The sequence below is a fragment of the Rhizobium sp. NZLR10 genome, from assembly GCF_019685125.1.
Taxonomy (GTDB): domain Bacteria; phylum Pseudomonadota; class Alphaproteobacteria; order Rhizobiales; family Rhizobiaceae; genus Rhizobium.
In genome coordinates, this window is record NZ_JABDWE010000010.1 from 112,049 (window position 1) to 135,168 (window position 23,120).

21 protein-coding genes are annotated in these 23,120 nt (G+C 64.4%); 5 read left to right on the forward strand and 16 right to left on the reverse strand.

The features are described from left to right. Nucleotides 1–14 precede the first annotated feature (14 nt). The 5 genes from HJB82_RS16760 to HJB82_RS16780 form a co-directional block, all read right to left on the reverse strand. On the reverse strand, nucleotides 15–434 hold the full coding sequence (locus HJB82_RS16760; RefSeq protein WP_207582608.1) for a GFA family protein: 420 nt from the start codon (nucleotides 432–434) through the stop codon (nucleotides 15–17). Between the two features lie 114 nt (nucleotides 435–548). Then, nucleotides 549–2,078 (reverse strand): S10 family peptidase, encoded by a 1,530-nt coding sequence (locus tag HJB82_RS16765; protein ID WP_221140702.1) that lies wholly within the window; start codon nucleotides 2,076–2,078, stop codon nucleotides 549–551. A 202-nt stretch (nucleotides 2,079–2,280) separates the two neighbouring features. After that, nucleotides 2,281–3,579 carry an MFS transporter gene (locus tag HJB82_RS16770; RefSeq protein ID WP_221140704.1) on the reverse strand — a complete coding sequence of 433 codons (1,299 nt, stop codon included), beginning with the start codon at nucleotides 3,577–3,579 and terminating at the stop codon, nucleotides 2,281–2,283. Next, the gene (locus HJB82_RS16775; RefSeq protein ID WP_207582611.1) at nucleotides 3,576–4,253 is read right to left on the reverse strand and encodes a FadR/GntR family transcriptional regulator; all 678 of its coding nucleotides are present in this window, start codon (nucleotides 4,251–4,253) and stop codon (nucleotides 3,576–3,578) included. Before HJB82_RS16775 ends, HJB82_RS16770 begins: the two co-directional genes overlap by 4 nt. Before the next feature lie 316 nt (nucleotides 4,254–4,569). Continuing rightward, a complete protein-coding gene (locus tag HJB82_RS16780) occupies nucleotides 4,570–5,481 on the reverse strand; it encodes a pirin family protein (RefSeq protein ID WP_071084535.1) in 912 nt (303 codons plus the stop codon). A gap of 249 nt (nucleotides 5,482–5,730) precedes the next feature. Here HJB82_RS16780 and HJB82_RS16785 point away from each other — a divergent pair, with 249 nt between their 5' ends. Then, entirely contained in the window at nucleotides 5,731–6,543 is an 813-nt protein-coding gene (locus HJB82_RS16785) for a class II glutamine amidotransferase (RefSeq protein ID WP_221140706.1), read from the forward strand. A gap of 6 nt (nucleotides 6,544–6,549) precedes the next feature. Here HJB82_RS16785 and coaBC read toward each other — a convergent pair whose 3' ends face one another. The 3 genes from coaBC to HJB82_RS16800 form a co-directional block, all read right to left on the reverse strand. Then, complete coding sequence (gene coaBC / locus HJB82_RS16790) at nucleotides 6,550–7,755, reverse strand: bifunctional phosphopantothenoylcysteine decarboxylase/phosphopantothenate--cysteine ligase CoaBC (RefSeq protein ID WP_221140708.1); 1,206 nt, start codon at nucleotides 7,753–7,755, stop codon at nucleotides 6,550–6,552. 128 nt (nucleotides 7,756–7,883) lie between these two features. Further along, a complete protein-coding gene (locus HJB82_RS16795) occupies nucleotides 7,884–8,633 on the reverse strand; it encodes an SDR family oxidoreductase (RefSeq protein WP_221140710.1) in 750 nt (249 codons plus the stop codon). Between the two features lie 79 nt (nucleotides 8,634–8,712). After that, nucleotides 8,713–9,477: an SDR family oxidoreductase gene (locus tag HJB82_RS16800; protein WP_221116705.1), complete on the reverse strand. Its 765-nt coding sequence runs from the start codon at nucleotides 9,475–9,477 to the stop codon at nucleotides 8,713–8,715. A gap of 125 nt (nucleotides 9,478–9,602) precedes the next feature. Between HJB82_RS16800 and HJB82_RS16805 the strand changes: the two genes are divergently transcribed. The 3 genes from HJB82_RS16805 to HJB82_RS16815 are packed head-to-tail and all read left to right on the forward strand — an operon-like array spanning nucleotide 9,603 to nucleotide 12,163. Next, nucleotides 9,603–10,508 (forward strand): LysR family transcriptional regulator, encoded by a 906-nt coding sequence (locus HJB82_RS16805; protein ID WP_221140712.1) that lies wholly within the window; start codon nucleotides 9,603–9,605, stop codon nucleotides 10,506–10,508. 33 nt (nucleotides 10,509–10,541) lie between these two features. Further along, a complete protein-coding gene (locus HJB82_RS16810; protein ID WP_221140714.1) occupies nucleotides 10,542–11,780 on the forward strand; it encodes an MFS transporter in 1,239 nt (412 codons plus the stop codon). Beyond that, the gene (locus HJB82_RS16815; protein WP_207582618.1) at nucleotides 11,777–12,163 is read left to right on the forward strand and encodes a VOC family protein; all 387 of its coding nucleotides are present in this window, start codon (nucleotides 11,777–11,779) and stop codon (nucleotides 12,161–12,163) included. The genes HJB82_RS16810 and HJB82_RS16815 overlap by 4 nt, the downstream gene beginning before the upstream one ends. Nucleotides 12,164–12,188: 25 nt before the next feature. On the opposite strand, the gene HJB82_RS16820 is transcribed toward HJB82_RS16815, so the two are convergent. The 8 genes from HJB82_RS16820 to ubiE all read right to left on the reverse strand — a co-directional run bounded on the left by HJB82_RS16820 (nucleotide 12,189) and on the right by ubiE (nucleotide 22,073). Continuing rightward, on the reverse strand, nucleotides 12,189–13,850 hold the full coding sequence (locus tag HJB82_RS16820) for a urocanate hydratase (protein ID WP_207582619.1): 1,662 nt from the start codon (nucleotides 13,848–13,850) through the stop codon (nucleotides 12,189–12,191). Nucleotides 13,851–13,904: 54 nt separating this feature from the next. After that, complete coding sequence (locus tag HJB82_RS16825; RefSeq protein ID WP_207582620.1) at nucleotides 13,905–14,234, reverse strand: TfoX/Sxy family protein; 330 nt, start codon at nucleotides 14,232–14,234, stop codon at nucleotides 13,905–13,907. 3 nt (nucleotides 14,235–14,237) lie between these two features. Next, the gene (locus tag HJB82_RS16830) at nucleotides 14,238–15,335 is read right to left on the reverse strand and encodes a DUF917 domain-containing protein (protein ID WP_221140715.1); all 1,098 of its coding nucleotides are present in this window, start codon (nucleotides 15,333–15,335) and stop codon (nucleotides 14,238–14,240) included. Beyond that, nucleotides 15,316–16,596, reverse strand: coding sequence for a Zn-dependent hydrolase (locus tag HJB82_RS16835; protein ID WP_221140717.1), 1,281 nt, complete (start codon nucleotides 16,594–16,596; stop codon nucleotides 15,316–15,318). The genes HJB82_RS16830 and HJB82_RS16835 overlap by 20 nt, the downstream gene beginning before the upstream one ends. After that, nucleotides 16,593–17,972 (reverse strand): dihydroorotase family protein, encoded by a 1,380-nt coding sequence (locus HJB82_RS16840; protein WP_221116713.1) that lies wholly within the window; start codon nucleotides 17,970–17,972, stop codon nucleotides 16,593–16,595. The genes HJB82_RS16835 and HJB82_RS16840 overlap by 4 nt, the downstream gene beginning before the upstream one ends. 23 nt (nucleotides 17,973–17,995) lie before the next feature. Then, nucleotides 17,996–19,582, reverse strand: a complete 1,587-nt coding sequence (locus tag HJB82_RS16845) for an aromatic amino acid lyase (RefSeq protein WP_164006256.1) — start codon at nucleotides 19,580–19,582, stop codon at nucleotides 17,996–17,998. A 91-nt stretch (nucleotides 19,583–19,673) separates the two neighbouring features. Continuing rightward, on the reverse strand, nucleotides 19,674–21,248 hold the full coding sequence (gene ubiB / locus HJB82_RS16850) for a 2-polyprenylphenol 6-hydroxylase (RefSeq protein WP_207582625.1): 1,575 nt from the start codon (nucleotides 21,246–21,248) through the stop codon (nucleotides 19,674–19,676). Nucleotides 21,249–21,296: 48 nt separating this feature from the next. Next, nucleotides 21,297–22,073 carry a bifunctional demethylmenaquinone methyltransferase/2-methoxy-6-polyprenyl-1,4-benzoquinol methylase UbiE gene (gene ubiE / locus HJB82_RS16855; protein ID WP_207582626.1) on the reverse strand — a complete coding sequence of 259 codons (777 nt, stop codon included), beginning with the start codon at nucleotides 22,071–22,073 and terminating at the stop codon, nucleotides 21,297–21,299. A gap of 149 nt (nucleotides 22,074–22,222) precedes the next feature. On the opposite strand from ubiE, the gene mutM reads away from it, so the two are divergent. Next, nucleotides 22,223–23,113, forward strand: a complete 891-nt coding sequence (mutM, locus tag HJB82_RS16860) for a bifunctional DNA-formamidopyrimidine glycosylase/DNA-(apurinic or apyrimidinic site) lyase (protein ID WP_207582627.1) — start codon at nucleotides 22,223–22,225, stop codon at nucleotides 23,111–23,113. Nucleotides 23,114–23,120: the final 7 nt, after the last annotated feature.

Here is a 23,120-nt window from a genome sequence, read left to right on the forward strand (position 1 = left end):
GAATAGTCTGCAGCCTAAACGTCCTTGCCGCGTTGGTCCTCGCGATCGGATCGTGGCAGCGGCTCGATATTCTCCACCCAGGGCAGGGCCGACCGGCACCATATCTGTTTCCTCGGTTTGAGGTCTCGCCGCTGATCGATGCCGCCGACGCGGATGCCGATCGCGCCGCCGTCGCCATCGGTGCGATAGAGCGGCGAGCCGCAATTCGGGCAGAAGAATTGACGGCTGAGGCGGCCGCTGTCGCCATATTTGCTGTAGCTGCGCGGTTCACCTGCTATGAGCGCGAAGCTTTGCGGCCGCGCCGGTGCGGTGATGCGATAGGCGGAGCCCGTCAGCCGCTGGCAATCGGTGCAATGGCAGATCGAGACCCGCTCCGGATCGATTTCCGCCTGATAGCGGATCGCCCCGCAATGACAGCCTCCGGTGATATGCATCGGCAAGTCCTCAAAGCATGTCGCAAAAGTGTACCGCGGTTTTGCGACGAAGACATGCGGAAAAACAAAGACCTGAAGCGTGGGCCAAGCGAATCTGAATGATCGCGCCACGCTTTAGTCTGCCGGCTGCGCGGCCGGGCGTGTGGCGTAGAAGGCCTTGGCATCCGCCGTGAAGGCGGCCCGCTGATCGGCATTCGTGTAGAACATATGCCCGCCGCGATAAAGTTTCAGCCCGACGCGGCCGTCGGTGAGCGAGGGCGGCAGGTGGTCGACCACATAGCGGCTGACGCCGTAAGGCGTCACCAGATCGCTGTAGCCATGCGCGATCAACAGGTGGAAGGCCGGGTTTGAGGCGAGCAGCTGCCGGATGTCGTCGGTGGCACTCGCCTGGAGGCGCGATCCGCCGCCGCGCCCGCCGCCCCATTCCCAGCGCCGGCTGATATCACTGTCGAGCAGCGAATAGGTCATCTCTGTTTTGAAGCCGAGGGCGTTGCGGGCGTAGTCGGCAAAGGCGCCGCCATAGGCGCGGGTGAAGCCGTCGAGGATGGCGTCGTCGCCCCGGTCGTAATCCGATTCCGGATAGGGATCGGGGGTGGCAAAGGCGGCGTCGTAGGGGCTCATCACTTCGCCGCTGCCGGCGGAGTGTTTGACGAAGGAATTGCCGAGGAAGCCGCGGTTGCGAGTGACGATATCCTCGGGGATGCCCGTCAGCCCTGCGATCCTGCGATAGAAGGCGGCCGCCTCGGCGCCTGTCGGCGGCGGACCGGCGAGCGTCGTCAGATAGTCGCCCAGCGCGAAGGTTTCGGCCTCGCGCTGCTTCTCTTCGTCAAAGGCGTTGTGCCGGTCGAGTTCGGCTGCCGCCAGCGACGGCAGCTCAAGTGCTGCGCCGAGCGCGAACTGGTCGGCATTGAACATCAACTGTCCCTCAAGCAATGGCGAAAGCATCACCGCGCCGGCGACGATGATGCCCTGGCTTTCCTGCAGCGTCGAAGCGACCTTGGCTGCGCGGAAGCCGCCGTAACTTTCGCCGAGAAGATATTTTGGCGAATTGGAACGGTTGTTGTGCGCGGCATAGAGCGCGATCGCCTTGGCAATGCTCTGGGCGTCTGAGTTGACATTGTAATAGTTGGAGGTGTCGTCGATCTTTGCGGTCCGGCTCCAGCCGGTGCCGATCGGGTCGATCAGCACGAGATCGGTGAAATCCAGCCAGCTTTGCGGGTTGTCGACCAGTTTCGCATGGGCGCCGTCACGGGCCTGAGGCCCGAAGTCGAGCACCTCAGGCCCGACCAGCCCGAGATGCAGGAAGGCGGACGCCGCACCCGGCCCGCCGTTGAAGGCAAAGGTCAGCGGCCGGTCCGGCCCTCCGTCTTTCGCGACATAGGCGGTGTAGAAGATCGCGCCGGTCTGCGCGCCGTCCTGGCCGAAGAGATCCAGCGTGCCGGCGGTTGCAGTATAGGCAATCTTTCGGCCGCCGATCGTCAGTTCGTGCTCGGTGACGGAATCGGCCGGCAGCAGCTTCAGCACGCCGTCGCGCGCACCGCTCTCGACATTCGCCCGGCCTTCGCCGTTTTCCTGCGCGGGGGAAAGGCCAGGAGCCAGCGACGTCGCAAGCGCGGCAAGCAGAAACAGAGTTCGTAAGCGCAAGATGTCTTCTCCGGCGGTGGATAATGCGGGCTGAGATAGCGTAGCATCCGCCGCCGGCGACCGGCATCAAGAGATGGTGATGGGCCGGTGAGGGCTCAGCTAGAGCATGATGCCGAAAAGTGTGAGCGGTTTTCGGACGACATCATGCTCTAACTCTTTAATTTAGAACAGGATTCAGATTTTAGGCCGACCGGGCCTAAAATCATCCTGTTCTAGCCTTCTCCACCGCATGGACGTTGATCTCGACCGACCGGCCGGCCTTCCAGCCGTTGATCGCGGCTCCGAGCCCGAGCGCGACGAAGAGGGCCGCACACCAGGAAAAGCTGCCGGTCCAGTCGCGGATGAGCCCGACGATAAGCGGGCCGATGGCGGCAAGCAGGTAACCGACGCATTGCGCCATGCCGGAAAGATGGGCGGCGACATCGGGATCGCGCGAGCGCAGCACGATCGTCGTCATCGCCGCCGCGATCAGCCCGCCTTGGCCGATGCCCTGCAGCACCGCCCACAGCCAGACGGTCGACAGCGGCGCAAACAGCAGGCCGAGCAGGGCGGTGACGGCGACACCGCAAAGGCTCGCATTGATCAGCCGCTGGTCTTTGCCGCGCACGGCGATATGCGGGACGATGAGGCAGGATGTTGCCTGCACCATTACCGACAGCGAGACGATCGCCCCGGCGGTGACGCCGTCGAGGCCGCGTTCGCGCAGGATCGGAACCAGCCAGCCGAAGACGCAATAGGCAAGCGCCGATTGCAGTCCCATGAACAGCGTCACCTGCCAGGCGAGCCGGTCGCGCCAGAGGCCCTCGACGCGGAAACCGTTTCGCCCGGCCTGCCTGCCGCTGCGCAGAACCTGCGGCAGCCAGAGCAGGCTGACGATCAAGGCGGGTAGGGCCCAGGCGGCTAGTGCGCCCGCAAGAGAGCCGCCGAGCGCGTGTTCGATTGGCAGTGTCAGCCCGGCCGCACTGGCCGCACCGGCGCAGAGCGCCATCGTGTAGAAGCCGGTCATCAGCGCGGCGCGCCCGGCGAAATCCCGTTTCACCAGCCCCGGCAACAGCACGTTGCCGACGGCAATGCAGGCGCCGGCCAGCGCAGTGCCGATGAACAGCAGCGGCACCGAGGAAAACCCGCGCAATGCAGTGCCGAGGGCCAGAAGCAGGATAACGCCGAGCAGCGTGCGTTCCGTGCCGAGGCGCTGGGCAAGACGCGGCGCCAGCGGCGAAAAGGCGCCGAGACAGACGACCGGAAGCGTCGTCAGCAGGCTGGCGCCAAGCGCGCTGAGGCCAAGCTCCGCGCGGATTTCCGGCAGCAGCGCCGAGGCGCTCGAAAAGACCGGGCGCAGGTTGAAGGCGATCAGCACCAGGCTGGCGCCGAGCAGGAAGCGACCTGCGGCGCCGCGCACCGGTGTTGCCTGTGGCGGTGGCAGGCTGCCGGCCTCGGCGTCGATCAACAATTCGTCGGTCGCGTCAAGCGCGGTGATGGCATCGGTGGACGGTGTGGTCATGACAGGATCATCCGGTCGAGGGCGGCAAGAACCGGCGCCATGAAGCGGCGCACCGCCGCGTCCGCTTTGTCGGGATCGCCGGTTTCGATGGCGTCGACGATATCGGCATGCGCTTGCATATCCGGTTCGGGAATATCCCTGCCGAGTGTGGCGGCGATGGTATCGGCGATCGAGGCCGAGAAGAAATCGTAGATCTCGATCATCGCCCGGTTGCCGGAAGCGGCGATGACGGCCTTGTGGAAGGCAAGGTCGCGCTCGATGAAGGCGGCCTGGTTGCCGCCGTCGTAATTGCCGCGTTCGGCAAGCAGCCGGCGAAGCTCGGTAACCGTCTCCGGTCTTTTGCGCACCGCCGTCAGCCGGGCGGCTTCGACGTCGAGCGCCAAGCGCGCCTCGAACTGGTCGCGCAGGCTGGCGCGCCGCGCCATCGTCAACGGCCGGCCGGCATCGCTGGTCGCGCGCACATAGGTTCCCGAACCCTGGCGGGTTTCGAGATAGCCTTGGGAGACCAGCACCCGCACCGCCTCGCGCACCGTGCCGCGGCTGACCGACAGCATGGCCGACAGCGAGGCTTCGTTGGGTAATTTCTCGCCGACCGCCCAGCGCTTGCCGAGAATGTCGCTGCGGATCGCCTCGACAGCGTCATCGGCGAGATTGGTCCTGCTGATTGCGTGCATCCCACTACTCATAAAGTCATCAGATGACTTTATGAGTAGTGGGATTTCGATTATCCGTCAACGGTCTCAAATCAGGGCAATAAAAAAGGGCCGCCTCGGCGACCCTTTCCATGAGTTTGGCCTCAAACGGGCCCGGACTGTCTATGCAGCCCCAGGAAGGCGGGGATTAGTGCGAGGGCTGCCTCGCTTTCATCAACTCTCCCATGCCCGTTAAGAGGTCCGAAATCTCATTAGACATTGGATCACCTTCCTTTCGTTCTGTTGCTGATAGCTCAAAGGTAGGCCGATTCTTCGCAGATGCAAGAGAGAAATGCGATCAATGCGCCGCCTTGATGAAGGTGCCGTTCTGCAGCTCGCGCATCGCCTGCATGATTTCCTCGCGCGAATTCATCACAATCGGGCCGTGCCATGCGACCGGCTCCTCGATTGGCTTGCCTGATACAAGCAGGAAACGGATGCCCTGGTCCCCCGCCTGCACCGTCACTTCGTCGCCGCTGTCGAAGACCACGAGCGTGCGGTTGCCGGACATGTCGCGAATGTTCAACTCCTCGCCGTCGACTTCCTTCTCGACGCGCACGCCGAAGGGTTTCGACGCATCGCGAAAGGTGCCGGAGCCGGCGAAGATATAGGCGAAGGCGTTGCGGTAGGTGTCGACCGGCAGACGCTTCTTCTTGCCGGGCGGCACCGAGACGTCGAGATAGATCGGCTCGGCGGCGACGCCGTCGACGGGACCGGCCTTGCCCCAGAAATCGCCGCAGATCACCCGCACGGCCGTGCCGTCATCATCGACGACGACAGGGATGTCGGCGGATTTGACGTCCTGATAGCGCGGCGCCGTCATCTTCAGCGAGGAGGGCAGGTTTGCCCAGAGCTGGAAACCATGCATGCGGCCGGCGAAATCGCCCTTCGGCATTTCCTGGTGCATGATGCCGCTGCCGGCCGTCATCCACTGGATATCGCCGGCGCCGAGCAGGCCACGGTTGCCAAGGCTGTCGCCATGCTCGACGGTGCCGGCAAGCACATAGGTGATCGTCTCGATGCCGCGATGCGGGTGCCATGGGAAACCGCGAATATATTCCGCCGGATTGTCATTGCGGAAATCGTCCATCATCAGGAAGGGATCGGTCATCGCCGGATCGCCGAAGCCGAACACGCGGTGCAGCTTCACGCCCGCGCCTTCCATGGTCGGTGTGGCGGTACTTTCATGTTTGACGGGGCGGATCGACATGGCGTCCTCTTGAAGGTTCAACTTGGCGGCAACTATAGCGGCCCGGCCACTAAGCGCGAAGCCTGTCCTGCGGACAACGCAGTGTTCACAAAAGAACACAGGCTTTCGCCGAATTTGAACATATGAAGCGCCACGAAACCGTCATCTTGCGCTTGCAAACCGCCGGCGCGTTAAGCTGTTATTAGCCGCGACGTCAGACAATTTCAGCATGCCCGCCGATGCGGCGGCGGGTCCCGGAGCAAGAAAGCCATGTGTCGCTGGGCAGCCTATCGCGGAGACCCTCTCTATCTCGAGGAACTGGTATCCTCGCCCGCTCATTCGCTGATCGAGCAATCCCATTGCGCCACCCGCGCCAAGACGGCGACGAATGGCGATGGCTTCGGCATCGCCTGGTATGGCGACAGGCCCGAGCCCGGCCGCTACCGCGATATCCTGCCGGCCTGGTCGGATTGCAATCTGAAGAGCCTGGCGCGGCAGATCCGTTCGCCGCTCTTCCTCGCCCATGTCCGCGCCGCCACCGGCGGCGGCACGCGCCGCGACAATTGCCACCCCTTCACCCATGACACCTGGTCCTTCATGCACAATGGCCAGATCTCCGGCTTCGAGCGCCTGCGCCGGCCGATGGAGGCGATGCTCGATGACGACCTGTTCAATGCTCGCGGCGGCACGACCGATTCCGAGCTGATGTTCCTGCTGGCGCTGCAGTTCGGCCTGCGCGAGGCGCCGGTCGCCGCAATGGCTGATATGGTCGGCTTCGTCGAGGACGTGGCCGAAAGCGTCATCGGCTCGATCCTGCTGCGCTTTACCGCCGCCTTCTCCGACGGCAACACGCTCTATGCGATCCGCTATGCCACAGATCGCAAGGCGCCGACACTCTATGCCTCTCCTGTCGGCGCCGGCTATTGCCTGGTCTCCGAGCCGTTGAACGACGATGTCGACGCCTGGGCTGAAATTCCGAATGGCAGTGCCGTCACCGTCGGCAAGAACGGCATCGACGTCGCTGACTTCCGGCCGGAAAAGCGAAGCGCCGCCAAGCCGCAGCGCGTGGCTATTCCGGCTTGAAGCGCTTTAGCTGAATTGCTTGGCGATCAGCGCCGCCAGCCTTTCGGCAACCTCTTCCTTCGCCAGGTCAGGCCATTGCTCGACGCCGTCGCGGCGAATGAGTTTGACGCTGTTGCGGCTGCCGCCCATGATGCCGGTGGCCGGCGAAACGTCATTGGCGACGATCAGGTCGGCGCCCTTGCGCTCGAGTTTCGCCTTGGCATTGCTTTCCACGTCCTGCGTCTCGGCGGCAAAGCCGATCACCAGTTTCGGCCGCATCGTATGATGGCCGACGGTTTTCAGGATGTCCGGATTCTCGGTCAGCGCCAGCGTCGGAATGGATTCGCCCGGATGTTTCTTCAGCTTCTGGTCGGCGGCCGAGGCCACCCGCCAGTCCGCCACCGCCGCGACCATCACCGCGATATCGGCCGGCAGCGCCGCCAGCACGGCATCGCGCATTTCCTCCGCCCGCTCGACATGCACGGTGTTGACGCCGACCGGGTCGGCGATCGTCACCGGCCCTGAGACCAGCGTCACCTCCGCCCCGAGCCTGGCAAGAGCGGCGGCGATCGCATGCCCCTGCCGGCCGGAAGAGCGGTTGGCGATGTAGCGCACCGGATCGATCGGCTCGTGCGTCGGTCCCGACGTGACTATCGCCTTGCGTCCCTTGAGCGGCTTTTCTCCGTCGTCGAGCATGGTTTCGGCGGCCGCGACGATCTCCAGCGGTTCCGCCATCCGGCCGAGCCCCGCCTCCCGGCTCTCCGCCATCTCGCCTGCCATCGGCCCGACGAAGCGGACGCCGTCGTCCCTGAGTCTTGCCGCATTGCGCCGCGTCGCCGGATGCGCCCACATGCGGGGGTTCATCGCCGGTGCGGCCAGCACCGGCCTCTCCGTCGCCAAAAGCACGGTCGAGGCGAGATCGTCGGCAAGCCCGTTCGCCATCTTCGCCAGCAGGTCGGCCGTGGCGGGGGCAATGAGCACGAGATCGCAGTCGCGCGCCAGCCGGATATGGCCGACATCCTGCTCATCCTGGCGCGAAAACAGATCGAGGAAGACGTGGTCGGCTGCAAGCGCGCCGACGGCCAGCGGTGTGACGAATTCCTGGGCGCCGTTGGTCATCACCGGCCGCACGCTGGCGCCGCGCTCGCGCAGCCGGCGGATCAGATCCAGGCTCTTATAGGCCGCGATGCCGCCGGAGATGATGAGGAGGATGCGTTTGCCGCTGAGAGCCATGGCTTTCTACCCGTCGCCTTTTTTTCGACCCTAAGCCTTTGGTGGACAACATGCAATCGCGGGACGGCACATCGCCGCGCTCGGCCGGTGCCGCCCCGTTCATGACGTCGGCCGTCATTCTCGTGGGCTCAGAGGTTGCTCATCCCGCCGTCGATCACGAGTTCGCTGCCGACGATATAGGCGGCCTCATCGGAGGCGAGAAAGACGATCGTTTTCGCGACCTCGCTGGGGTTCCCGAAGCGGCCGACGGGGATCTGCGACTGGATCTCGGCAGCCATCGCCTTGGATTGGGCTTCCGACGCCCCGAGCTTGCTGTAGAGCGGCGTGGCGATCGGGCCCGGGCTGATGGCGTTGACGCGGATGCCGCGACCGATGAGTTCGCCCGACAGCGTCTTTGCGAGCGTCAGCAATGCACCCTTCGTCAGTGAATAGACGCTGGAGTTCGGCATGCCGATATGGGCGTTGATGGAGGTATTGAGCACGATTGCGGCCCGGCTCGAAAAAATCGGCAGCAACGACTGGATCAGGAAAAACGGCCCCTTGACATTGATCGCCACCGACTTGTCGAAGGCGGCTTCGCTCCACTGTTCCAGCGGCCCGAATTCGGCGACACCGGCATTGACGAAGAGGATGTCGAGCGTGCCGAAAGCCTCTTTCACCGTATCGGCGACGGCCTTCTGGCCGGCCGCATTGCCGGCATCGGCCTGGATGACGATCGCTTTGTCGCCGAGTTCGCTACGGGCGGCTTCGACGCTTGCGGCGCTGCTGCCGGTAACGACGACGCGGGCGCCTTCGGCGATGAATTGGCGGGCGGTTTCGATGCCGATGCCGCTGGTGCCGCCGGTGATGAGGGCTGTCTTGTTCTGCAGTCGTGACATGATGACGTTCCTTTGATCGGATATTGTGGCCGGAGAAGGCGCGCTTTCATCCGGCGAATTGGGGAGCGCTTGGCTTTCGTCAGGTTCGGGTGATCGACGCGCCGCCATCGACCAGCGAGGCAGTGCCGGTGACGAAACTCGCATCGTCGGAGGCGAGGTAGAGAACCGAGCGGGCCAGCTCCTCGGGCGCTGCGACACGCTTCAGCGCATGCAGATTGGTGATGAAGGACTGCTTGTCGGAGGTGTCGTTCATCTCCCGATACATGTCGGTGTCGACGGCGCCCGGCAGGATGGCATTGACGCGCACGCCCTGCTGTCCGTATTCGGCCGCGAGCGCCTGGGTCAGGCCGATCAGGCCGGATTTGCTGGCGGCATAGGCGGCGACGCCGGGAAAGGCGAAGCTGTAACCGACGAAGGTCGAGGTGAAGATCACCGAGCCGCCGCCATTCCCCACCATTTCGCCGATCTGGTGCTTGGCGGCGAGGAAGGCGGCGGTCAGATTGATCGCCAACGCATCGCTGAAGCCTGCTTCCGAAACGCCGGTGCTCGGGCCGGCCTCGCCGAGTGTGCCGGCATTGTTGAAGGCAATGTCGAGCTTGCCGTAATGGGTCACGGCGGCCGCGACCAGCGCCTTGTGATAGTCTTCCGACCGGACGTCGCCGGCCACGGCGACAGCATCGCCGCCTTCCGCCTTGATCTCCGCGACGAGACTGTCGAGTTCGCGCTCGCGGCGGGCGCCGACGACGACCTTGGCGCCCTCAGCGGCGAAGAGCTTTGCCGTGGTGCGGCCGATGCCTGAGCTTGCGCCGGTGACGATTGCGACCTTGTTGTTCAAACGGTTCATGGTCTCATTCCTGTTCTTGATCCGAGGCGGCCCCTGCCGTCCCTTCCGTTGAATGGAAGATGGCATTTTCCGTTCGTTCGGATTAGTCTCCAGATCATGGAATTCGAATTCGGAAAAGCCGAACGATGATCAGAATCGAAGGTATAGCGGCTTTTGTCGCCGTCACCGAGGCAGGCTCGGTCAGCGAGGCCGCCCGGCGGCTGCGGCTCTCCAAATCCGTCGTCAGCGAAAGGCTGGCCGAGCTGGAGAAGTCGCTCGGCGGCATGCTGCTGCACCGAACGACGCGCAAACTCACCTTGACCGAGGATGGTGCGGTCTTCCTGGAGCGGGCCGGTCGCATCGTCCGCGAGATCGAGGAGGCTGCCGCCGACATGGCCGAGCGGCGCGGAACCCTGTCGGGGCCGATCCGCATTGCTGCACCCGTCACCTTCGGCCGCATGCATCTCGGCCCGGCGCTTTATCCCTTCCTCGCCGAACATCCGGAGATCGAACTGACGCTCGATATCGACGACCGGCGCGTCGATGCGTCCTCGGACGGCTACGACGCGGTCATCCGCAACGGCCCGATCGCCGATAGCCGGCTGGTCGCCTGGAAGCTCACCCGCAGCCGCCGCCTCCTCTGCGCGTCGCCGGCGTATCTCGCGCGTGCAGGAATGCCGGCGTCGCTGGCGGATCTCAGCAGCCATCGCGGCATCTTCTACACCAATCGCGGCGTTGCCGACTGGCGCTTCCAGACGCCCGACGGTGCGATCGTCGTCCGCGCGAAACTGGCGCTCGGCATCAACAATGGCGACATGCTTCGTGACGCTTCGATTGCCGGTCTCGGCATCGCGCTGCTGCCTGCCTTCATTGCCGGCCCGGCGATCCGCGAGGGCCGGCTTGCCGAAATCGATGTCGGCCACAGGCCGGAGGCCGAATTCATCTATATGGCCCATCCAGAGGGCCGCAATCCCTCGGCCAAGCTCCGCGCCATTGCCGATCACTTGAAGAAGAGCTTCGGCGATCCACCCTATTGGGATCCGGCGGGTTAACGCATGAATTCCAAGGCTCATCAGGATGAACATATGCCGCCGTCAGCGCACGCCGCAAAGACCGTGATCGCAGCAGAAAAGCATTATTTGACGCGCGACTCCGCCGCCTATCGCCGCGCCAGTCTGGCGCTTTTCCTCTCCGGCTTTTCCACCTTCTCGCTGCTCTATTGCGTCCAGCCGCTGCTGCCGATCTTCTCGCAGGAATTTGCCGTCAGCCCGGCCGAAAGTTCGCTGTCCCTCTCGCTCTCTACTGGCTTCCTGGCGGTCGCCATCATCTGTGCCGCCGCGGTTTCGGAAGGTCTCGGCCGCCGCAGCCTGATTGCGCTATCGCTGGTCGCCGCCGCATTGCTGACGATTGCCACCGCCTTCGCTCCGGATTGGCACCTGCTGCTCGTCATCCGCGCCCTGCAGGGCCTCGTTCTCGGCGGCGTGCCCGCCGTCGCCATGGCCTATCTCGCCGAGGAGATCGACCCGCGCGGCCTTGGCGCCACCATGGGCTCCTATGTCGCCGGCACGGCCTTCGGCGGCATGTCCGGCCGCGTACTGACAGGCATCTTCGCCGAATATCTTACCTGGCGCCCGGCGCTTTTCATCATCGGCGCCATCGGCCTTGCCGCCGCGCTCGGCTTCATCGCCCTGCTGCCGCCGTCAAGAAATTTCGTCCGCCGGCCGGGCTTCGACCTCAACTTTCATCTCAAAGCCTGGCTCGGCCATCTCAAAAATCCGGCGCTGCCCTTCATCTTCGCCGTCGCCTTCCTGGCGATGGGCTCCTTCGTGACGATCTACAACTATGCCGGTTTTCGCCTGGTGGCGCCGCCCTATGGCCTCAACCAGACCGAACTCGGCCTGATCTTCACCGTCTATCTCTTCGGCATCGGCGCTTCTTCGATCGGCGGCCTGCTCGGAGATTGGATCGGGCACTTTCGCGTGCTTCTCTTCAGTCTGGCGCTCACCGCCGCCGGCAGCGCGCTGACGCTGTTTGCCCCGCTGCCATCGATCATCCTCGGCATCATCGTGCTGACGACCGGCTTCTTCATGAGCCACTCCATCGCCAGCGGCCTTGTCGGCAAGCTGGCGCATGGCACCAAAGGCCACGCCTCGTCGCTCGATATGCTGGCCTATTATGTCGGCTCCAGCCTCATGGGCTCGGCCGGCGGCTGGTTCTTCGCAGTGGAAGGCTGGGCCGCCGTCGTTATCTTCACGCTTGCCATGCTGGCGCTGGCCTTTATCTCCGCCTGTGTGGCGCAACATTTCGCGAGGAGCAGAGCATGATCCGCATAGACCGTCTCGACCACCTCGTGCTCACCGTCGCCGATATCGAAACGACCTGCGATTTCTATTCCCGTATCCTCGGCATGTCGGTCGAGGTGTTCGCGGGAGACCGCAAAGCCCTGAAATTCGGCCGCCAGAAGATCAATCTGCACCAGGCCGGCCACGAATTCGATCCCAAGGCGAGACATCCGACCCCTGGTTCCGGCGATCTCTGCTTCATCGCCGAGACGCCGCTTGCCGACGTCATCGCCCATCTGCAGGCGTCGGGCGTTGTGATCGAAGAAGGGCCCGTCGAACGCACCGGCGCCACCGGACGTCTGCGCTCGGTCTATTTCAGGGATCCCGACGGCAATCTCATCGAAGTTTCAAATCTGATCGACTGACGCTCGATTTGGCCAATACCCCGACTCAACCAAGCTGAATATAGGGCACGTCCTTCTTCGCCACCTCGTCCAGCGCTTCCTCGTAACCGGCATCGGCATAACGCATGACGCCGAGGGCGGTGTCGTTGGTCAGCGCGTGGTCGAGCCGTTCGTCGGCGCCATCCGTGCCGTCGGCGATGACCGTGACGCCGCAGCTCGTCATGTAGCCGGCATAGCCGCCGCCGCCGGAATGGACGACGACGAGGTCGGCCATCGAGGAGCAGAGCATCATCGCATCGATCAGCGGCCAGTCGGCGATCGCATCCGAGCCGTCCTTCATCCGTTCGGTCATGATATTCGGATGCGCCATGGCGCCGGCATCGAGATGGTCGCGGGAGAAGGCGACCGGGCCTTTGAGTTCGCCATTCGCAACCAGCGTATTGACGCGCCGGGCGAGTGCCGTGCGTTCGCCGTGGCCGAGCCAGGCAATGCGCGCCGGCAGCCCTTCGAATGGCACATGCTGGCGCGCCAGCCGGATCCAGTTGGTGATGATCTTGTTGTCGGGGAATAGTTCCAGCAGCAGGTCGTCGATGCGGGCGATATCGCTCTCCTCGCCCGACAGCGCCATCCAACGGAACGGCCCGATCGCCCGGGCAAACAGCGGCCTGAGATAGGCTTCGGTGAAGATCGGAATGTCGAAGGCATTGGTGACGCCGCCCTCTTTCGCCTGGGTGCGGATGAGGTTGCCATTATCGAAAACTTCCGAGCCCTTCCTCTGGAATTCCAGCATCGCCGTCACATGGTCGACGATCGAGGCGCGGCTTGCCGCCATCAATTGCCCCTGGCCGTCGTCGCGCAGTCCCCTGACCTGCTCGAGGCTCATGCCCTTCGGCACATAGCCATAGACGAGGTCGTGTGCCGAGGTCTGGTCGGTGACGATGTCGGGCACAATGCCGCGCCGGGCAATCTCCGGATAGACCTCGGCCGCATTGCCGACGAGGCCGACGGAAAGAGCCCGCTTCTCCTTCACCGCCGCATTGATCATCTGAAGGGCGCTATCGAGATCGGGTGCGATTTCCTGGAGATAGCCGATCTGCTGGCGCTTGCGGGCCCGTTCCGGGTCGATATCGACACAGAGGATCGCCGCCCCTGCCATGCGACCGGCGAGCGGCTGTGCCCCACCCATGCCGCCAAGGCCGGCCGTCAGCACGAAGCGGCCGAGGAGATCGCCGCCGAAGCGCCGCTCGGCAATGCGCATGAAGATCTCGTAGGTGCCCTGGATGACGCCCTGGCTGCCGATATATTGCCAGGCGCCGGCCGTCAGCCCGCCCCAGCAGATCAGCCCCTTGCGCTGCAGCTCGTAGAACACTTCGGCCTTAGCCCATTGCCCGACGATGTTGCAGTTCGCCATGATGACCAGCGGCGCTTTGGCGTGAGTTCGAACGAGCCCGATCGGCTTGCCGGACTGGATGAGCAGCGTCTGGTCCTCCTCCATCTCGGTCAGCGCCTTGACGATGCCCTTGTGCGCCGCCCAGTTGCGGGCCGCCTTGCCGAGCGCGGCATAGACGATCAGGTTTTCGGGATCCTCACCGACGGACAGCACGTTTTCGAGCAGCCGCAGCAGCGCTTCCTGCCGCCAGCCCTTGGCACGCAAGTCCGGCCCGCCGGGAATGGGAAATTTCGGATGACGTGGATTGGCCTTCGGCATCGTGGATTCCTCGTTGGTTATCCTCCCTTCTTCCCAGGCGAGAAGGGAATGGCGTTATTTGCCCGGCAGCGATTCCACATAGGCGAGCGCCGCATCGAGCAAACGCCGTCTGAGCGCATCGTCGCCGTAGACCGCAGCCGTCGCCCGCACCCAGCCCTGCATCACACGCTCGCCCGAAAGCATCTGGATGACGCCCGGCAGCGCCAGCGCCCAGCCGTCATTGCCTCGGCCGAGACGGACCAGCATGCCGTCACTGCGCGCGCAGCAGAGAAGATTGCCGTTCAGCAGGAAGGCCCGGCCGCCGAACATCGATTTTTCGCTGAAGCCAGGCCGATCGCCGAGTTCCTCGCGCAGCAATTCTTCCAAGCCGGGATCGCGCGTCATGGTTCAGGCCTTCGTTTCCAGTGCATAACGGGCGATCTCGATCCCCATCGCCTTTTCGACGACGGGATAGACTGTGGGATCGAGCACGCTTGCCGACAGCGGTATGAGTTCCTTTGGAACACGCAGGATGAAGACATGCATGCCCTCCTTGAGCTGGCCGACGCTGAGCGGTTCGCCCTCGGTTGACAGGGTAGTAATGACGGCGGGGAAGGTGGCAAGCCGCATGCCATCCGCATCGTCCACCGCCATATATTCATTCATCACATGCAGCCTCACCGATTTTTCGCCCGGACCGACGGTGATCGTGCCGATGTCGAAGGCTTCCTTGGTGTAGACGACGTCCTTGCGGGTGATGATGCCCTCGGCGAGGATATGCCCGCCCGTCGTCTTGCAGATGGCGTCGATGACATCAGATCCGCCCTTCCTCTCCGCCGCAATGATCGCCTCGCCGAGCGCAAGCGCCATCGAGATGCCGCCGAGTGCGGCATGGCTGCGCACATAGGAGGCTCTCAGCGGATTGCGGCAGCTGGCGATGAAGCCGCCGGATTGATCGGCGGCGGCGCGCAGCACCGGCGAGATCTTCGCGGTCGCGCCCTTGACCACCAGTTCGATATAGCGGTTCTCGGACCGATTGCCGCCGACGGCGGTCTGGATCATCGGCTCCGGTGAGCCGGCCATGCCGATCGAGCCCATGTCGCCTGTGGGGTGCGCACGGATATCGCCGACCGCGTCGACCACCTTGGTGCCGAGGATTGCCGACGGCAGCCAGCCGTTCAGCGTCGAGGATTTGCCGTTCTGGCCGATGATCAGCCCGGAGAGCCTTTCGCCCAGCGCCTCCTGCAGGAGCTGCACGGCCTTGACATAATCGATGCCCTGCATCTCCCAGGGCGTAGTCGAGGCCGGCGCACCGATCGCCGCCGCCGTCGCGATCCAGTCCTCGTCCTTCAGTTCGTCGATCGAGACCAGCTCCGGCTTGCCGATGGTGACCGCCGCCAGCCCGAGCATCCGCCCGTGATCGGCCCAGCCGCCGCCGCCGGCGGCATAGACGGAGCCGCCCTTGACGGCCGCTTCCACGTCCTTCTCAACCAGTATGCGTCCCATCCGGCTTCTCCTGGTTCGAATTTCTGTCCATCTCGCGCACCGCCTCGAACAGCACGGCGGCGCCGAGCGCGACGTCGTCATTGTCAGCCCATTCGTCGGGGCAATGGCTGCGGCCGTCCCGGCAGGGCACGAAGATCATCGCCGCTGGCGCCACCTTGGCGATCCAGGCCGTATCGTGCCCTGCGCCGGAGGCCATGCGGCGATGCTTGGCGCCGACGCGCTCGCAGGCGGCCTCCAGCGTCGACAGCAGCCCGGCATCACCCGGGGTCGGCAGATTGTCGGACACCCGGTTCGGCGCCTTGATCGTCACGCCATAGGCGTCCGCCAGCTTTTGGACATGGCCGTCGAGCCAGCGACAGAAGGCCTCCATGTCGGCGCGGATCTCCGCGCGGCCATCGATCAGCAGCACCACCTTCGACGGCACGACATTGGCCGCATTCGGCTCGATCCGGAACTCGCCGACCGTCGCCGCGAAGTGGCCTGGTGTTTTGGCAAGTTCGGCGGCGGCGTTGCGGATGTCGAGCACCAATTGCGAGGCCGCCACCAGTGCATCCGCCCGCCGGTCCATCGGCGTCGTGCCGGCATGGTCGGCCCGCCCCTCGACGGTGATCTCCAGGCGGGTGATGCCCGAGATCGCGGTGACGATGCCGATATCGGCTTTTTCGGCTTCGAGCACCGGCCCCTGTTCGATATGAAGCTCGAGAAAGCCTGCCAGATCGGGCCGCTTCTGCTGCGCCAGAACGTCTGGACTGCCGCCCACCTCGGCGATACCCTCGGCAAGCTCGCGCCCGTCGCTGACGCGCGAAAGCCAGGCTTCCGGCAATTGCCCGGTCATCCCCCGGCTGCCGATGCAGGATACGCCGAAGATGCTCACCTCCTCGGCAAGGAAATCGACGATCTCCAGATCGTGGTCGAGCTCCAGGCCCTGATCGTGCAGTGCCCGCGCCACCTCCAGTGCCGAGATCACCCCGGCAATGCCGTCGAAGCGGCCGCCATCCGGCACCGTGTCGGAATGCGAACCGACCATGATCGTGCCGAGCCAGGGTTTGCGGCCGGTGCGCCGGCCGATCAGATTGCCGGCGGCATCGATCCGCGTTTCCAGTCTTGCCGCCTTCATCCGCGCTTCGATATAGGCCCGGCCTTCGAGAAAGAGCGGCGTGAAGGCCCGCCGCGTCCACGGATGCCCCGGCTCGGTGATTGCGGCCAGCGCCTCGATATCTCCAGCGATCCGGCCGGCATCGACGGGAAGATTACGGCTCATGCACCGGCTCCCGCGATAACCTGGCGCGGCAGCGGCCTCACGAACCGTCCGGTGCGGGGCTCGGCGAGCACCTTCCCGCTCTCGGCGATCTTTTCGCCGCGCAGATATGTGGCCGCAACGGTCCAGGGCAGGCGGATCCCATTATAAGGGCTCCAGCCGACGACGTTGTTGCCGCTTGCGGCGGCGTCATAGACGCTCTCCCGCGGCTCCAGCACGACGATATCGGCATCCTTGCCGGGGGTCAGCGCCCCCTTGATATGGTCGAGCCGGAAATGCTTGGCCGGGTTTTCCGCCATCAGCTTGGCTGCCCAAGTGAGCGGAATGCCCCGTTCGACGGCGCCTTTGATGAAAAGCGGCACCATCACCTCGAGACCGGGAACACCGGAGGCATTGGCGAGCATGTCGGGATTGGTCTTGCGGTTCTCCGACCAGCTGACGTGATCGGTCGAAACCAGCCAGACATCGCCCTTCGCCACTTTCCGCCAGAGTTTTTCCACCTCGGCGCGCGGCCGTACCGGCGGATTGATCTTTGCCTTGCCGCCGAGGCGCTGCACGTCATTCTCTTCGTCGAGCGTCAGATAATGGATGCAGCATTCGACCGTCGCGGCAAAGCCGTCGCGGCGATAGGAACGCGCGATGTCGTAGCCGCGCCCGAGCGAGCAGTGCACCACATGCGCCGGGCAGCTGGTCGCAGCCCCCGTCTCGAAGATCGTGTGCATCGCCAGGAGTTCGGTAATCGCCGGCCGCGACAGGCCGTGCGCCCGCCAGTCGGTGATGCCGCTCGCCTTCACCTGCTCCATGTAGGTGCGTACCGCCTCGTCGTCCTCATTGTGCACGCCAGCCGTCAGCCCCGTCGGCGCGATTGCCGCAAAGCAGGCGTCGAGCAGAGCCGGCGGAATGCGCGGAAAACGCTTTGGGTCTGTGCCGAAGGTCGAGAATTTGAACGCCGCAACGCCTGCTTCGACCATCTCGGCAATCCGCGCGGCGCCTTCTTGCGGATCGACCGTGCCGTAAAGCGCGAAGTCGACGCGCGCCTGCGGGCTCGCATGGTCGATCTTCCGTTTCACCGCCGCTGCCGAGCAGACGAGGTCGCCCTCGTCATAAGGCATGTCGATGATGGCAGTCACGCCGCCGGCGGCTGCCGAGCGCGTCGACCAGATGAAATCCTCCTGGTCTTTCTGGGACAGCGAATGCACCTGCGCGTCGATCGCGCCGGGCAGGATCAGCGCTTTGCCGAGCAGATGCCGCTCGCGCGCCGCAGGCGGCACGCCGAGGCCGACCTCGGCAATGCGGCCGTCACGCACGGCGACATAACCCGCTTCGACAATGCGGTCCGGCAGCACCACTGTGCCCTGCAGAACGAGATCGAAGTCCATGACGCTTCCTCCCTAAGCTGAGATCAGAGTGCCGGTGCCTCGTGGCGGGCCAGCCGCTCCTCGATGCGCTCCAGCGAGCCGAGCGCGAAGAAATCGTCGAAGGATGCGATCGGAACTTGCTCGGTCAGCCTGGAGACGAAGTCGTCCGAGCCGAGTTCCTCTTCGATCGCCTCCACCTCGGCCGACAGCGGCCGGTCGACCGTATAGAAATCCGCATGTTTGCGCACCACTTCGTAGAGCATGGCGGCGACGCCCTTCGGTTCGTCGCCGAGAATGTCGATCGCCTGGGCAGACAGCAGCGCCTCGAGGGCTGCGAGACGCTTCAGCGCCCGCATCTGCCGGTCGAAGCGCTCGATGACCAGCGGCAGGAAGGCTGCCTCATCCTCCAGTCCGGCCGCCACCACCAGCGACTGTGCCGATACGGGATTGGACATCGACAGCACGCGCGAAAAAATCTCGCCGGCAAGCTTGATGATCGGCCCGAAACCGGTGGCGATCCGCCCCGGCGGCACGAGATTGACCGGCAGGTCGCGCCGCTGACCGTTGCCGAGAATGACACAGCGGTTGAAGGCATTGCGCGCCGCATGCGCCATGCAGAGTGCCGCCGATTCGAGCAGGATCGTCACATCGAGCGGCAGCGACCCGCCCGAGGTCATCACCCGGCCTTCGACGACGACCGGATTGTCGTCCGAGCGGCCGGTGGCGGCAAGGATCTTGTGGCCGGTCGACAGCAGGTTTTCGATCACCGCGCCGAACACCTGGGCGATCATCCGCAGGCTGAGCGGGTCCTGAACATGCGTTGCAACCGGCCAGTTCCAATCGTCGGAGGCGTTGCAGAGCCAGGCGCCGATCAGCGCCTCGCGCGCCGTGCCGACATGGCGGACCGCCTTCCAGGGATCGCGGGACGCGCCGAGCGCGCCGGCCGCCATCATCGCCGTCGCCAGCAGGATGCGGATCGAGGCGGCGGCATTGCGCGTCGTTTCCGCCGCCGCTGCAAAGCTCACCGCATTGATGCTGAGCGAGGCGAGGCTGTCGCGCGGCGCCATCCGCACCGGCTCCAGCCCGGCTGCCCGGAAAGCCTCTGCCGCCTGCATCCGGTTGCCGCGATAGACCGCTTCGCCGACGCCGGTCAGCACCGCGCCGATCTGTCCCATCAACCCGATATCCGCACAGCCGATCGAGCCGGTGCGGCGCACGACCGGGATGAGATCGGCCTCGAGCATCCTGATATAGGCCTGGATCAGCTCCGGCGTGCAGCCGACCTGGCCGGTCAGCGCCGTATTGACGCGGATCGCCATGGCATTGCGCACGACATTGCAGGAAAAGGGTGTGCCGGTGCCGAAATGATGGGCGCGCACCAGGCCGAGGTTGAAGGTATCGAGTTCGTCGGCCGACCACTCCACATCCTTCATGGCGCCGACGCCGGTCGTCGCGCCATAAACGGGCATGCCGGAGGCGATGGCCTCCTCGACGACCTCACGGGCGATTGCGATGCGGGCCATGCCGGTCGCCGACGCCGAAATCGTCGCTTTGCCGGCACCGATCGTCACCATCTCGGCAAAACCGAGCGGCCGTCCGGAAAGTTCGATGCCAGGGCGTTCGTGCTGCATGTGCCATATCTCCTAAACAGTGAGACTAAGCGGCCCTTCCGTCACATGGGATATCCTAAATGCCGAACACAGCATGTTTTTGACAGGCGGATCAGCTCACCATCCAGGCAATATAGAGAAGCGTCAATGCGATGACCCAAAGCGCGATCCTGGCCGAGCGGTTATGCCGCGCCTCGGCCTTGCCGATCGCCTCCGCCGTCTGCGCGTCGAAGCGCAGCCCATGTTCGCTCATTTGCAGGAGCTGGTGGTGAAATTTTTCCGTTTTCGCTGCGATTTCGGGCACGGCTTCGGCGAGTTTGACCGCCGCCTTCAGTCCGTCCTTGATATCGGTGGCGATCCGCTTCGGGCCGAGATTGGTGCGGATCCAGTCGCCGACAACGGGCTCGGAGGCCTTCCACATGTTGAAGCGCGGGTTGAGCATGCGCGACACGCCTTCGACCACGACCATGGTCTTCTGCAGCATCACCAGCTCCGGCCGTGTCGCCATGTCGAACAGTTCGGTCACTTCGAAAAGCAGCGTCAGCAGCTTGCCCATCGAGATCGTCTCGGCCGGCTGTCCGTGGATCGGCTCGCCGATTGCCCGGATCGCCTGGGCAAAACTCTCGACATTGTGGTGTCCGGGCACATAGCCCGCCTCGAAATGCACCTCGGCGACGCGGATATAATCGCGGGTGATGAAGCCGTAGAGGATTTCGGCGAGGAACCGCCGCTCCTTTTTACCGAGGCGTCCGACGATGCCCATGTCGACGGCGACGATCATGCCGCCCGCATCGACGAACAGATTGCCCGGATGCATGTCGGCATGAAAGAAACCGTCGCGCAGCGTGTGGCGCAGGAACGACTGGATCAGCGTATCGGCGAGCAGGTTGAGATCGTGGCCGGCGGCGCGCAGGCCCTCGACATCGGACATGCGCGTGCCGTCGATCCATTCCATGGTGATGACGTCGCGTCCGGTGCGCTCCCAGTCGACCTTCGGGACGCGGAAGCCCGGGTCCTTTTCGGTATTCTCGGCGATCTCGGAAAGGGCGGCCGCTTCCAGGCGAAGATCCATCTCCACCTTCGTCGTCTGCTCCAGCGTCTTCGTCACCTCGACCGGCCGCAGCCGTCGGCTGGAGGCCAGGAAACGCTCCTGCATACGGGCGACGAGATACATCGCCTCGATGTCATGGGCAAAACGCTGGCGCACGCCCGGCCGCACGATCTTGACGGCGACCTTCTTGCGGCCCTCTGATGTCTCGACCTCGGCCGGATGCACCTGGGCGATCGAGGCAGCGGCGATCGGCTCGCCGAAGCTTGCATAGAGTTCGCCGATCGGCCGCCCGAGCGAGCCTTCGATATTGGCCTTGGCGGCAGCCGAGGGAAAGAAGGCCATCCGGTCCTGAAGCTGCGACAGGTCGTTGGCGAATTCGACGCCGACGACATCCGGCCGCGTCGCCAGGAACTGGCCGATCTTCACATAGGAGGGACCGAGCCGTTCGACGGCCTGTGCCAACCGGTCGCTGCGCTTCTGATGCCGCGCCTTGCTGCGCTCGAAAATCGTGACGAAGGATTTGGCGAGTGCGACCGGAGGCGGCAGGCCTTCGGACGGAAGAGCCGACACGACGCCCTCACGCACGAGCACCCAGCCGACGCGCCAAAGGCGGAAATAGGCCCCGAATGTGCTCATGCTGCCATACCCCGCCGGACGAGGTTCGTGTTTTCTTCCCTCATTCCCTCAAAGCTTCCAGCCGGAATGCAGCGCGGCAATGCCGCCGGTATAATTGGTGTAGTTGACGCGCGAAAAACCGGCCTGGCGGATCATTGCCGCGAAATTCTCCTGGTTCGGGAACTTGCGGATCGATTCCACCAGATACTGGTAGGGTTCGGCCTCGCCGGTGATCGCCTTGCCGAATTGCGGAATGGCATTGAACGACCAGGCGTCATAGATCTTGTCGAGCAGCGGCATATCGACTTCGGAAAATTCCAGCACCAGCAGACGTCCGCCGCGCTTCAACACCCGATAGGCCTCCGACAGCGCCGCATCGATCCGCGGCACGTTGCGGATGCCGAAGGCGATTGTATAGGCGTCGAAGCTGCCAGCCTCGAAAGGCAGTTCCTCGGCATTCGCCTCGACGAAGGTGAGATTGCCGGAAAGCTTCTTCTTTTCCGCCCGCTCGGCGCCGACGCCGAGCATCGAGCCGTTGATGTCGAGCACGGTCGCATGCGCCTGCCGGCCCGAGGCCTCGACGATACGGAAGGCGATGTCGCCGGTGCCACCGGCGACATCGAGCACCTTGTAGCCCGGCTCCTTGCGCGGGTTCAGCGCCGAAATCATCGCATCTTTCCAGGCGCGGTGCATGCCCATCGACATGACGTCGTTCATGATGTCGTAGCGCTTGGCGACCTTGTGGAACACCTGGTTGACGAGGCCCTGCTTCTCGCCGTCAGACACCTCACGGAAGCCGTAGGAGGTCTCCATGCCGCCATCGGCGGAAGTGCGGCTTTCTGACATCAGGCTGCTCCATTCCTTAAGATTCGGGCGCGGCGGCCATAGCGAAAGACCGCGCGCGACGTTATCACAGGGCCGCACTCTCCGCGGCACACTGGCGCTATAGCGCACATCGTCGTCGGTTGAAACACGTTAGATATAGATGGGTTAAGATGCCGGAATTGCCAGAAGTCGAAACGGTGAAACGCGGCCTGGCGCCGGCGATGGAGGGGGCTCGCATCGCCAGGCTGGAGCTGCGCCGCGGCGATCTGCGCTTCCCCTTTCCCGACGCTTTCGCCGACAGGGTATCCGGCCGCACCATCGTCAGCCTTGGCCGCCGTGCCAAATATCTGCTGGTCGATCTCGACGACGGCAACACGCTGATTTCCCATCTTGGCATGTCCGGCTCTTTTCGCATTGAGCAGGGTGCCATCTCCGGCGCGCCGGGTGAATTCCACCATGCCCGTTCGAAGGACGAGAAGCACGATCACGTCGTCTTTCATCTGGAAGGTCAAGGCGGTCCTCGCCGCGTCGTCTACAACGACCCGCGCCGTTTCGGCTTCATGGATATGGTGGGGCGCGCCGATCTTGCCGCCCATCCGTTTTTCCGCGATCTCGGCCCGGAGCCGACGGGAAACGAGCTTGGGGCAGCTTTTCTCGCCGAACGCTTCCGGGTCAAGGCGCAGCCATTGAAGAGTGCGCTGCTCGACCAGAAGAACATTGCCGGTCTCGGCAATATCTATGTCTGCGAGGCGCTGTGGCGCGCCCATCTTTCGCCGATCCGCGCCGCCGGCACGCTGGTGACGGCAGTCGGCCGGCCGAAAGAGCAGCTCGACCTGCTCGTTGCCTCGATCCGCGACGTCGTTGCCGATGCGATCGCAGCCGGCGGATCGTCGCTTCGCGATCATATCCAGACCGACGGATCGCTCGGCTATTTCCAGCATTCCTTCTCCGTCTATGATCGCGAAGGTCAGGCTTGCCGCACGCCCGGCTGCGGCGGTACGGTCGCCCGCATCGTCCAGGCGGGCCGCTCCACCTTCTATTGCGCCACCTGCCAGAAGTAAGATCCGG